This is a genomic window from Streptomyces sp. NPDC037203 (genome assembly GCF_055605065.1).
On sequence record NZ_JBVJUC010000001.1, the window covers coordinates 118,751 to 130,870 of the forward strand.

Annotated in this window: 9 protein-coding genes; 2 read left to right on the plus strand and 7 right to left on the minus strand. The window is 71.0% G+C overall.

The features are described from left to right. Positions 1–93: 93 nt before the first annotated feature. From ACZ7EC_RS00540 to ACZ7EC_RS00560, 5 genes are all read right to left on the minus strand, one after another. Positions 94–1,779 carry a PP2C family protein-serine/threonine phosphatase gene (locus ACZ7EC_RS00540; RefSeq protein WP_471055711.1) on the minus strand — a complete coding sequence of 562 codons (1,686 nt, stop codon included), beginning with the start codon at positions 1,777–1,779 and terminating at the stop codon, positions 94–96. Positions 1,780–2,070: 291 nt separating this feature from the next. Continuing rightward, positions 2,071–4,032: an acetoacetate--CoA ligase gene (locus ACZ7EC_RS00545; RefSeq protein ID WP_471055714.1), complete on the minus strand. Its 1,962-nt coding sequence runs from the start codon at positions 4,030–4,032 to the stop codon at positions 2,071–2,073. After that, entirely contained in the window at positions 4,029–5,612 is a 1,584-nt protein-coding gene (gene mhpA / locus ACZ7EC_RS00550; RefSeq protein WP_471055717.1) for a bifunctional 3-(3-hydroxy-phenyl)propionate/3-hydroxycinnamic acid hydroxylase MhpA, read from the minus strand. The genes ACZ7EC_RS00545 and mhpA overlap by 4 nt, the downstream gene beginning before the upstream one ends. Positions 5,613–5,619: 7 nt before the next feature. Further along, the gene (locus ACZ7EC_RS00555; RefSeq protein WP_471055720.1) at positions 5,620–6,570 is read right to left on the minus strand and encodes a fumarylacetoacetate hydrolase family protein; all 951 of its coding nucleotides are present in this window, start codon (positions 6,568–6,570) and stop codon (positions 5,620–5,622) included. A gap of 23 nt (positions 6,571–6,593) precedes the next feature. Beyond that, complete coding sequence (locus ACZ7EC_RS00560; protein WP_471055723.1) at positions 6,594–7,739, minus strand: VOC family protein; 1,146 nt, start codon at positions 7,737–7,739, stop codon at positions 6,594–6,596. Positions 7,740–7,874: 135 nt separating this feature from the next. On the opposite strand from ACZ7EC_RS00560, the gene ACZ7EC_RS00565 reads away from it, so the two are divergent. After that, positions 7,875–8,510 carry a TetR/AcrR family transcriptional regulator gene (locus ACZ7EC_RS00565; protein WP_471055726.1) on the plus strand — a complete coding sequence of 212 codons (636 nt, stop codon included), beginning with the start codon at positions 7,875–7,877 and terminating at the stop codon, positions 8,508–8,510. Between the two features lie 411 nt (positions 8,511–8,921). Beyond that, positions 8,922–9,335, plus strand: a complete 414-nt coding sequence (locus ACZ7EC_RS00570) for a VOC family protein (protein ID WP_471055729.1) — start codon at positions 8,922–8,924, stop codon at positions 9,333–9,335. 117 nt (positions 9,336–9,452) lie between these two features. Here the strand turns inward: ACZ7EC_RS00570 and ACZ7EC_RS00575 are convergent, their stop codons facing one another. Then, positions 9,453–10,238: a CBS domain-containing protein gene (locus ACZ7EC_RS00575; protein ID WP_471055732.1), complete on the minus strand. Its 786-nt coding sequence runs from the start codon at positions 10,236–10,238 to the stop codon at positions 9,453–9,455. A gap of 171 nt (positions 10,239–10,409) precedes the next feature. Further along, the gene (locus tag ACZ7EC_RS00580) at positions 10,410–12,044 is read right to left on the minus strand and encodes an alpha-L-arabinofuranosidase B (RefSeq protein WP_471055735.1); all 1,635 of its coding nucleotides are present in this window, start codon (positions 12,042–12,044) and stop codon (positions 10,410–10,412) included. Between the last annotated feature and the right edge of the window lie 76 nt (positions 12,045–12,120).

The following is a 12,120-nucleotide window of genomic DNA, read 5'->3' on the forward strand; positions in this document are numbered from 1 at the left end:
GGGTCGTCCCGTGCACGACGATCGGCGCACTGCTCCCCCAGCGCAGCCATTGCTGCCGGACCGGACCCCTCGGCGGGGTGGGCGGTGGCGGGCTCAGCGGGGGGTGCGTACGGCGAGGAGAGCGACATCGTCGTGGCCCGTCGGGCGGGCACGGTGCAGCAGTTGGTCGGTGAACGACGCGAGCGGGCGGTGCGCGAGCGCTGCGGCGTGCTGCCGAAGACGCTCCATCCCGTCGTCGAGCGAGGAGCCCGGAGCCTCGATGAGACCGTCGGTGTAAAGGACCAAGGTGGAACCCGGCGGAAGCTGTGCGACCGCGTCGGGGCGGGTCGTGTGGTGCCGCAGGCCAGTGCCCAGCAGGAGGCCGTGTCCGTCGGTGAGGTAGTCGGCGAGGCCGTCCCGAGTGACGAGCAGCGGTGGAGGGTGGCCGGCGTTCGTCCAGCTGAGTTCCCATGTGTTGTCGGTGGTCTGGGCCAGACGGGCGAAGACCAGCGTGGCCATGGTGACGTCGGTGAGGGGCTGGATCGCCTCATCCAGGTGTGCCACGACTCGGCTGGCGGGGCGCTGCTGGGACCAGGCGTAGGCGCGCAGGATGTTCCGCATCTGGGCCATGCCGGCGGCCGCCTCCAGGTCGTGCCCGACGACATCCCCGATGGCCACGGCTATCGCGCCGTCCGGCAGGGTGAACGCGTCGTACCAGTCCCCGCCGACCTGCGAGGCGTCGGGTGCGGGCAGGTAGCGGACGGTCATCTCCAGCCCCTGCACCTGGGGCATCTGCGGCAGCAGGTGCTTTTGCATGGTCTCGGCCACCGCGCGCTGGCGCTGGTAGAGGCGGGCGTTGTCCAGCGCCAGTGCGGCGCGGCGACCGATGTCCTCGAACAGCGGGATGTCGGAGTCGGTGTAGTTGCCCGGCGTCGTGGACCGGCCCAGCGTCAGGGCCCCCAGGACGTCACGCGCGCCGCGCAGCGGCACGATGGCCGCGGAGTGGATGCCGGTGGCCTCGAACAGCCTGCGCTGTTCCACCGCGATCCCCGAGTCGGGCGCACCCCGGTAGTTCTCCGGCCCCGCCAGCGTGGACGTGACCCCGCGCAGCGCCCGCGACAGCGGCATCGGCGACTCCTCGGGGACCGGCGGCATCGGCCCTTCGAGGTCGGTACGGTGCTCCAGCGCCGTACCGTCGGCTCGGACCACGGCCTTGCGCCATACTTCGTCCCGCTCCACGATCAGGTCGACGACCACCCAGTCCGCCAGCCGGGGCAGGAGCAGATCGGTGAGCCGCCGTACCGCCTCGTCGGCGTCCAGGGTGGAGGTCAGCCGCGTGGTGGTCTCGGCCAGCAGGGCCAGGCGCTCCACCTCCGTCAGCGGCACAGCGGGGCGGCCGGCAGTCCGTCCCGCCGGTGCCGAGGGATCGGGGCGGTGAAAAATCACGAGCGTGCCGGTTTCGTGACCGCCGAGTTCGTACGGAGTGATCAACCACGAGACAGGAATGACGGAGCCGTCACCGTGAGCGAAGAACTCCTGGTCGCCCTGGGCGGCTCGCCCACCGTGGAACGCTTGGCGCATCCCGCACTGCGCCGCGGCCAGCGGCTGACCGTGCGCCCCACGGTGCAGCAATTCGTGTGCGTCCTGCCCGAGCACGTTCCCCGCGCTCCTGCCCAGCAGACGAAGCGCGGCGTCGTTGACCGCCAGTATCCGGCCCGCCTTGTCCACCACATAGGCACCACTGCCGATGAACTCCAGCGCACTCGCTGCGGGTCCCAGCGACGCGTCCCTGGCCTGCACAGAGTCCTCTCTGTGTCCCTGCTCCGGCACCAGCGCCGCCTCCTCAAGCCGTACAGTGTCTCGTCCGATCCTCCCTCAGCCCGACATGTCGCGCGCTCACACATGCCCCCGTGGGGTCGATCCAATCCCCGGCACGGCCTCGCGCACCAGCCGGGGCGCCGGTGGGCCTGGGCTCGGCGGATGCCGAGCGGGGCCGAAGCCGGTCCGAGCGGCAGCACGGCGGCGATCCCCGTCAGTCCCTGGGGAGGAAGACCGGAGACAGCGCGATGGCAAGGGTGGTCTGTGCGGTTGTCATGCCGACCGCTCCCGGCGTTCGGCGCCCAGGCGGGCGTAGTAGTCGACGAGGCCGGGCGCGTCCACCGCCGCGGAGTCGACGACCTGCCCGGCGGGGGCACCCTGGAGCAGGCGTTTGACCGGGACCTCCAGCTTCTTGCCGGTGCGGGTGTGCGGGATGCCTGGTACTTCGAGGATCTCGTCGGGGACGTGGCGGGGTGAGGCGCCGGCGCGGATGGCATCGCGGATCTTCTCGCGGAGGGCGTCGTCCAGAGTCACCCCGGCCGCGAGGACCACGAACAGGGGCATCCAGTAACCGCCGTCCGGCTCCTCCGCGCCGATGACCAGGGCCTCGGTGATCTCAGGGAGGCGTTCGACGACGTCGTGGATGTCGGCGCTGCCCAGACGGACGCCGTTGCGGTTCAACGTACTGTCGGAGCGGCCGTGCACGATCACCGAGCCATGTCCGGTGAGCGTGATCCAGTCGCCGTGCCGCCAGACGCCGGGGTAGGTGGAGAAGTAGGCCTCGCGGTAGCGGGTGCCGTCGGGGTCGTTCACGAAGTACAGCGGCATCGACGGCATGGGACGGGTGACGACCAGTTCGCCGACCTGATCGGTGACCGGGGACCCCTCGGCGTCGTACGCGGCCAGCGCGACACCCAGGTGCGGGGCGGACAGTTCCCCGGCCCGGACAGGGGTGGTGGGCGCGCTGCCGGCGAAGCCGGACACGACGTCCGTGCCGCCGCTGATGGACGCCGGCAGCACCCGCTCCCCCACGTGATCGCGGATCCAGGGGTAGGCGGAGGCCGGCAGGGTCGAGCCGGTGCAGCCGACCACGCGGATCGACGACAGGTCGTGCCCGGAGGGGTCGATGCCGGACTTGGCCATGCCCAGCAGGTACTGGGGGCTGGTACCGAAAAGCGTCACCCGGTTGCGGGCGGCCAGTTCCCACAGGACGTCGGGCTTGGCGGAGGGGGCCGGGCTGCCGTCGTAGGTGCAGGTCGTGGCGCCGGTCAGGAGGGTCGAGGCGACCAGGTTCCACATCATCCAGTGCGTGGTGGTGTACCACAGCAGGCGGTCGCCGGGGCCGAGGTCGGAGTGCAGGCCGAGGGTTTTGAGGTGCTCCAGCAGGACGCCGCCGTGGCCGTGGACGATGCCCTTGGGCAGGCCGGTGGTGCCGGAGGAGAACACGACCCACAGAGGGTGGTCGAACGGCACCGGCGTGCAGATGACGTCCTCGCTGCGGGTGGCCGCGTCCTCCCACGGGACGACCAGCGACGGGAACGTGCGCGACGGCCAGGGCAGGCCCACGTGGTCCACCAGCAGCGTCGCCTTCAATGTCGGCAGGGCCCTGGCGAGGTCGAGGGTGGCGGCGCGGCGGTCGTGGGTGGTGCCGTTGAACAGGTAGCCGTCGGCGGCGATCAGGACAGTGGGTTCGAGCTGGGTGAACCGGTCGGCGGCGGCCTGCGGGGCGTAGTCCTGGCCGCACACCGACCACACCGCGCCCAGGCTCGCGGCGGCGAGGAACGCGACGATCGCGTGCGGGGTGTTGGGTAGATAGCCCACGACCCGGTCCCCCTTGCCGACGCCCAGGTCGCGCAGGGCGGCGGCGACGGAGGCGACCAGCGCGCGCAGCCGCTCCCCCGTCACCTCGTGCCCGGTGCCGGCCTCGTCGAGGGCGATGATCGCCACGTCCTCTCCGGCCAGGTTACGCAGGGCGTGGTGGGCGTAGTTGAGGGTGGCGCCGGGGAACCAGCGGGCGCCCGGCATCCCCTCCCCGGCCAGCACCTGCTCGTACGGGGTGTCGGCGTCGATGTCGAAGTAGTCCCACACCGCGCGCCAGAAGCCCTCCAGGTCGGTGACCGACCACCGGTGCAGGGCGGCGTAGTCGTCCGGGTCGATGCCCTGGTGCCGGGCGAACTCCGCGATGCGACTGGCGGCCGCCGTCCGCCGATCGGGGGTGAAGAAGGGCGTGCTCATCGCGTCGTACTCCTCGACAGGTCTTCCAGGGACGCCCGTTCGGCAGGAACGGGGCTTCGCGTGGTGTGCAGCAGGGCCGCCCAGTCGGCGGTCGACGTGAAGTCCCCTCCCCCGGCCGGGACGACGTCCAGGACGACGCGGTCGGGGCGCAGCAGTACGGCGTCCGCGCGTCCGGCGCGCATCCAGGCGGCGAGGGTGCCGTCGTCGCCGAGGTCGGTCACGCGGAGCGGGCGTATGCCGAGGCTGTGGGCGAGCGCGGTCGGTGAGGGGCCGGGTTCGGTGGCGGTCAGGACGGTGAAGGAGTCGCCGAGCAGCTCGTCGAGACGGGTACGCCGCCCGTCGGCGCTCACCCACGGTTGCGGACAGTGCGTGCCCGCCAGGCCCCGGCGGGCCCCGCGCCGTACGAGCGGTCCGGCGGTCAGGGCCGGGCTGAGGTCGCGGCCGGCCAGTTCGGCCAGGCCGGGTATGCGGCAGAGCGCGGCCAGCGCCCTGCGGCGAAGGGCGGCGGCGCCGTCCTGGCCGCCCGTCATGGCCCAGCCCATGGCGACCGCGAGCCGGATGACATGCCGTGCGTGTGGCTTGCGTTCACTCTCGTAGGTGTCCAACAGCTGTGCCGGAGCGCCTTGCTGGAGGACGCGGGCGAGCTTCCACGTGAGGTTGCGGGCGTCCCGCAGGCCCGAGCACAGGCCCTGCCCGATGAACGGCGGGGTGAGGTGGGCGGCGTCGCCGAGCAGGAAGACGCGCCCGCCGCGCCAGCGGTCGGCGACGCGCGCCCTGAAGGTGTACTGCGTCTCGCGGACGACCTCGAAGTCGCCGTCGTACGAGGGTGGCAGCCACGCGGCGACCAACTCGCGGACCGGCTGCTCCGCTCCCTCGCGCTGCCGGAACTCCCAGCGGTAGCGGTCCTCGCCCACCCGCATGAAGGTGGCCGGCCGGTCCGGGTCGCAGACCTGGTCGACGCCCTCCCAGCAGCGGACGCCGGCCGTCGTGCGGACGTCGATGACGGTCCAGCGCTCCTCGAAGCGGAGGTCCTCCCAGGCGGCTCCGATGGCCTCGCGGGTGAGGCTGTTCGCGCCGTCGCAGCCGAGCACCGCGTCGGCCCACACCTCGTGTTCGCCGGCGTCGTCTCGGTAGGTGACCCGTACGGGGCCGGTGGTGCCGGGGCCGATGCCGGTGACCTCCACTCCGCCCCTGAGTTCGCACTCCGGGCGCCGGGCGAGGGCGTCGCGCAGCACGTGTTCCAGTTCGGGCTGGTCGAACATACTGGTCTGCGGATAGCCGTGCAGGCCGTGCCCGGTGCGGCGGAACTCGGCCATCGTCCGGTGCCGGGCGTCCAGCAGCCGCAGCCCGTTGGCCGGGCGGGCGATCTCGGTGAACTCCTCGCCGACGCCCGCGGCCTGCAGGATCCTGCGCACCTCGTCGTCGGTGGCGACGGCGCGTGGGAGCGGGTAGACGCCCTGGTGGCGTTCGAGGACGACACTGCGGATTCCGCGCCGGGCCAGCAGGAGGGCGGCGGTCACGCCCACCGGCCCGGCACCGACGATCACAACGGGCACACGTGCGGCTTCATCGACGGTCATGCGCGGCTCACCTCGGGTGCCGGTTCGCGTCCGTGACGGGCGTGCGCTGCTCGCCGAGGTCGATCCGGCCGTCCGGGGTCGCGATCGTCGCCGTGACGACATCACCCGCGTGCAGGTAGTGCGGGTTGTTCGCCTGGCTCTTGAAGAACGCCTTCCACTTCACGGCGGGCGGCAGCAGCGCGCCGATCTTCTCCATCGCCTTGGGCGGGGCCTTCAGCGCCGTGCCGCCGGGGGTTCCGGTGAGCAGCAGGTCGCCGGGGTCGAGGGTCTGGAAGCGGGCCAGCAGGGTCAATGCCTGCGCCGGGCGGACGATCATGTCGGCGAGAGTGCGGTCCTGGCGCAGCTCGCCGTTGACGCTCAGCTTCAGCCGCAGGTCGAGGAGACGGGAGAAGTCCTCCGGCTCCAGCAGGGCCAGGTACGGCCCGGTCGGGGTGAAGGTGGGGTACGACTTGCTCTCGTAGAACTGCGTCTTGGTCAGCTGTACCTCACGGGCGCTGACGTCGTTGGTGATGACCAGTCCGGCGACGTACGAGGGCAGGTCCCGCTCCTCGACGACCGTGCCGACGGGCAGGGACGCGCCCATGACCAGGCCCAGCTCGATTTCATAGTCGAGGAACTTCACGTGCGCGGGGCGGACGACGGCGTCGCCGGGGCCGCTGACCGATCCGGACGCCTTGCGGAAGAAGGCGGGCGGGATGTCGCCGGTGAACCCGGAGTCGCGGGCGTGGCTGCGGTAGTTGACCATCTGGGCGACCACCCGGCATGGCGTGGTGACCGGCGAGAGCGCGACCAGGTCGGCCACGGGCGTGCCGGGCTCGCCGGAGGCGGCGGCCTCGCGCACGGCGGCGCGGTCGGCCAGCAGTCCGGCGGTGGTCACGGCCTTGGTCTCGACGGGGACGGCCCGGCCGCCGCGGACGACCCACCAGCCGTCGGCGGTGCGCAGGACATTGGTGCTCATGATGTGACCTTCTGTGAAGGGGGTCAGGACTTGGCGGCCTTGAGCAGGCCGAAGAGTCGTGCTGGGTCCATCTCGTTGTCGCCGCGCAGGGCTTCGATGACGTCGCGGACGCGCTGCGGGGAGGGGCTCGCGCCGAGGAAGTCCCGGCTGGCCGGCGGCCCCCACTGGGCGAGGCCGCTGGTGGACATCGGGGCCCAGCCGGGTGCGACGTCGCAGGAGAACAGGTCGCCGTCGGCGAAGTGCTCCAGCATGAAGCGGTCGGGGTCGCGCCAGTAGTCGAACAGCTGGCTGCCCTGAATGTGCCGGCCGATGCCCCAACTGCGCTGGTAGCCGCGCTCCCTGAGGTACTCGCCACCGGCGGCGATCGCGTCCAGGTCGGTGACCTGGTAGGCGGAGTGGACGTAGCCCGTGCCCGGCCCCAGGTGCATGGCCAGGGTGTGGTGGTCGGCCGGCACGCTGCCCAGGTCGCAGCGGATGAACGCCATCGTCGGGCCGCGGTCGCGCTGTCCGTCCAGGAACAGGAAGTCGGACACGATCATGCCGAGCATGTCCAGGTACCAGTCCAGGGCGCGGGCGAACACGCGGGTCTCCAGCACCACATGGCCCAGCCGCTGGATACGGGACGGCTCGCGCGGCGGGCGCTGCGTGGCGTTCGTACGACGGTGGTGCGTGCCGAAGTTGAACAGCAGCGGCTGCTGTTCCGGCAGGGCGGGGAGTCGTCCGCCGCAGTGCACGACCTTCACCGGGAAGCCCGAGGGGTCGAGCAGGTCCACCACCTTGCCACCGCCGGGCACGTCGCTCTCCCGTACCGCGGTCCTGGTGATACGGGCGAGCCGGTCCAGGTCGGCCCGCTCGGCAGCCCGGAACGCCGGGCCGATGAAGCGGGAGGTGCGCCCCTTGCGGATCACCATGCAGGGCGAGCCGGCGAAGGTGCCGCGCAGCCACAGCTCCCGCTCGGTGCGCGCGGCGACACCGAACCCGAAGTCTCGGGCGAAGACCTCGGCGCGGTCCAGGTCGGGCTTCTGGAACTCCAGCCAGGCAAGGTCGGCCACCTTGATGACCGGGTTCCGGGAGCGGCCGGGGTGTTCGCCGCGCAGGGCGCCCTGCTCGCTGTGGAGGTCCTGGTGGGCCGTGATGACGTCGGCGCCGGTGACGCGGATCTCAGACATGGTGCCTCCGAGCGACATTGCCGTAATGAGGAAATCATCAAGTGTGACAGTTCTGACCGTCAAGGTGTTCACGAGAGAAAGTGATGGAATCATCAGGACTGCGATACTCATCGCCGCCGCGGTTAGACTGTGGGTATGCCTACGTCAGCACCGCCCAGCAACCGGTTCGAGCGGCGCCGCGCCGAGACCCGCCGGGCTCTCGTCCGCGCGGCTCGGCAGATACTCGCCGAGACCGGGGACACCAGCGCCAGCATCCAGGCGATCGCCGAGCGCGCCGACGTCGGCTTCGGCTCCTTCTACAACCACTTCGATTCCAAGGCGGAGTTGTTCGAGGCGGCGGTGGTGGACGCCCTGGAGGAGTTCGGCCAGAACTTCGACGAGCGCCTGACCGGGATCGACGATCCGGCGGAGCTCCTCGCGGCGGGCTTCCGGCTCAGCGCCCGGATGGCCGATTCCCACCCGGAACTGATGCAGGTCCTGCGCCGCCGCGGCCTGGGGTACGTCCACTCGGACAACGGACTGACCCGCCGGGCGCTGCGCGATCTCCAGACCGGCATCGCCTCCGGCCGTTTCACCACCCCCGACCCGACGGTCGCCCTGTCCGCGCTGGGCGGAGCCCTGCTGTCCCTGGTGGAACTGCGTTTCGCCCGCCCCGAGGTGGACGGCGACGAGGCAGCGATGAACCTCGCCGAGATGATCCTGCGCATGCTGGGCCTGCCGGCGGACGACGCCCACGAGGTCGCCCGGCGCCCCCTGCCCGAGCTCGACTGACGACACCCGGGCGGACGACGAGTCCGGGAGGAAGGTGACCGAGCGGCCGGTGAAGCGGGCGTCGATCCCGCCCCGGTTGCCACTGGCCGCCGAGACGGCCGCCTGAATGCTGCGGGCGCGCGACGGCGCTACGACGATGCCCCCGCCCGCCGCGTCCCAGCCATCCTGGGAAGGCGGCCAGGGCGCGGCGTCGATCTTCCTCGCGGGCGATCTGCGCCGTGAGCGTGCGGTTCGAGTTCACGCAGCTCAGAAGCGGTCAGGGCGACCACAGAGCTGCCGCGTAGTCGCCTGTGGAGCCGGACGCGAAGTTGCCGGTGGAGGCCCCCCGTGGTTCGTCACGTCCGCTCTTGCCGGACCGGTGTCGGAAATCAGGTCGCCGAACAGGGGAGCCGATTACTACGGTGTGACGCCATGCCCCTGCAGATGAAGCTGACCGCGATAACACTTGACTGTGCCGACCCCGAGGCGCTGGCCGCGTTCTATCAGCAAGCCACCGGGTTCGAGCTTCACCCCGAGTCGGACAGCGATTTCGCTGGTGTCACTCGCGAGGACGGGTTCTTCCTCGGCTTTCAGCGGGTTGATGACTACCGGGCTCCGCAGTGGCCCGACCAGATGGCGCCGCAGCAAATGCACCTTGACTTCGCGGTCGACGATCTGGACGAGGCCGAGGCCCTGCTGCTGGAGCTGGGTGCGACCAAGCCGGAGTGCCAACCGGGCGGCGACAGGTGGCGGGTTCTCACCGACCCGGCCGGTCATCCCTTCTGCCTGACCAGGAGCCGAGCTGTACCGCAGCCTACGCCCGATCAGCCGCACACTTCGGTGTGACCTTGCGATCGCGTCCGGCCCACGCGACGGCTGGAACGGCCATCGCGTGATCATCGGAGGTCGTGTGGACTCCTGAAGATCGTGCGATGGCCGCGGGCCGGGTGGAGCGGGCGGATCTCAGGTGCTCAGGTGTTCCCGGTCTCCCATCACCACGACGGGGTGGAGGCGGGGGTTCAGGGTGCGCAGCAGGGTCTTCATCCCGGACTCGGGGATGGTGACGCAGGCGGACGTGCCGTCGCCGTGGTCCAGGTGCAGCCATATGCCGCCGCCCTTCTCCACTCCCTGGGGACGGTTCCAGTCGAACGGTGGAACGCCCTTGAGCCGGTTGTAGTCGATGGCGATGACGTAGTCGAAGTCATGGGCGTGCTCGTCACCCTCCTCCGTCATGGACGCGAAGGCGTTGTCGTCGTACCAGTACGGCAGACGGCTGCCCGGATCCGTGAGAGAGCCGCCCGCGTCCGTCAGGGTGAACGCGCCGACGGGACTGCGCTCATCGTCCAGGTGATGGTCCGTCGTCCAGCCCTGTCTGCCGTTGTGCGCGGGCCAACTTCCCGCCAGTTTCCAGGCGGTGCCCTGCCTCTCGTAGAGCACGGCGGTGCTCTCGGCGGAGTCCCGGTCCTCGCCGTAGACGACCACGGCCTGACGGCTGTCGGCCGGTACGCGCTTCCATATGCGGCTTCCGACGCCCGGAAGGCGGGCGGCGGCTTCCGGACCGGGGGAACCGGACGCCACCGGGTTGTTGAAACCCGGTGCGCCGGCGCGGCTCCTGTGCTCGCCGTCTCCGGCGCACGCCGCGGTGCCGGCCAGCAGCACGCCGCAGGCGAGAGCCACTGGTATGGCATGACGCGTCCCACGGCGCCGCGCTGGCACGGGACGGGCTCGTACGACAGTAGATATCCGCATGATCAGGATGCTGCGGCGGACGATCTCGGCGTGCATCCGCAGGCGGCATCCGGCCTAACAGTCCATCCGGTGTGCCGACGAGGACCGGCACGGTCGTTCCCCTGCGGACCCGGCGGACGGGTGCCGCCCGGAGCGGGCGGCACCCGTAGGACGAGGGTCAGGAGGTGCTGGTCAGGCCCAGGGCGAGCCCACCACCCAGCTGGTGTCGTCGTTCCAGGACGTGGCGCTGTCCCAGGCGTTGGAGCCGCCGTTGCTCGCGAGGTAGACGGTGTAGTCGTAGTGGCGCAGGTACTTGTCGGTGTAGTTGACGGACTGGAAGGAGTAGCCCTGCCCGTTGTGCCCGCTCTGCGGGCAGAAGGTGGCGTCCTGGGCGAACTGCGAGGTGCCGTCGTCGGCGTTGAGCTGGAGTTTGAAGTTGGAGTGGCGCAGGTACCGGCCCGAGGCGTTGGCGGACTCGAAGGAGACGCAGGAGGTGTTGGCCAGGCCGGCCCGCACCACCCAGGTCGCGTCGCCCCTGTCGGTCGCGGAACTGGAGGCGGTGACCGGGGCGATCACCACGTTGCTGTCCGCCGCGTCGTGCTGGATGTAGTCGGTGGTGCAGCACGAGGTGGTGGCCCGCAGCGAGATCTTCGAGCCGGGGGTCAGTGAGCCCGGACCGGTGGACGAGCCGTTGCCGTAGCCGACGGAGGTGATGTTGGCCTGTACGGCGTTCTCCGTGGCGTCGGAGGGGTAGCCCGAGGTCATCACGCCCTCGTAGAAGGTTCCCGCCGCGCCCTTGCTGTTGTCGCCGCCGATGCCCAGGATGATCGCCCCCTCCTTGTGCATGGGGTTGTAGCCCGAGACGTTGGGACGTGCGCCGCTGTAGTAGGTCGACAGGCTTCCGGCGGCCGCGTTGCCGCCCCGGATGGCCCACTGGTTGGGGCCGCCCTTGACCATGGCGGTCTGGTACCGGTTGCTGACGCTGGGATCGTTGGCGTTGTAGCCGGCGTTGACGCCGGAGAACAGGCCGTTCTCCAGGTCGGCCATCACCCACGGCCCGTTGCCCGAGCCGTAGCCCCAGACCTTGATGTTGCCGAAGTAGATGGCCTCCATATGGCCGTTTCCGGTGTCGTTGTTGCTGGTCTCGGCGTTGCCGTAGTCGAAGCAGCAGCCGCCGTTGTAGTGCGTGCCGTCCAGGACGGCGTACATCCCCTCGGCGCTGTCACCGGTGGCGATCCCGGAGGTGTGGTCGTTGCGGTAGCCGGTGCCGGGGGCCACGAAGACTCCGTACGCCTTGTGACCGGCGACCGTGGTCGGGGCCGCGGTGGCGTTGGCGAGGTTGTCCGGGCCGCCGGCCGCGCCGCCGCCGGGGGCCTGGGTGAGGTTGTTGCCCCTGCCGGACTGGTCGTAGATGACGGTGATGACGCAGGTGGTGCCGGCGCAGAAGGAGTCCTGCGCCGCGGCGTTGGCGTAGCCGCCGGCGCTCAGCACGCCGATGTCCTTCGTGGCGTTGTCGGAGGCGCGCCGGACCTGGTAGAGCGCGCCGTTGTACGAGGAGTACAGGGCGCGGGTGGTGCTGTGGGCGGCCACGCACGGGGTGTTGCCCGAGGCGTAGATGTCGCAGGGCAGCGATCCGGCGGCCTGTGAGGTCTGGGCGCCACCGACGAGGACGCCGGCGACGAGTGCTGTGGCTGCGGCAGCGCACAGCGCCCATTTTCTGAGCCTGCGCAGCAGGCGCGACGGTGCGGGTGCGGACACGGGTGTCCTCCTTCGAAAGGCGGATGTGAGGGTCCCGGACCGGTGCTCGGCCACGGGGGTGCCGGCCATGTGGTCGTCAGGGAGTTGCGCCGCGGCAAGTCGCGGAAGGAGGGCCGGTCACCGGGGTGCCGGGCGTCGCCCTGAG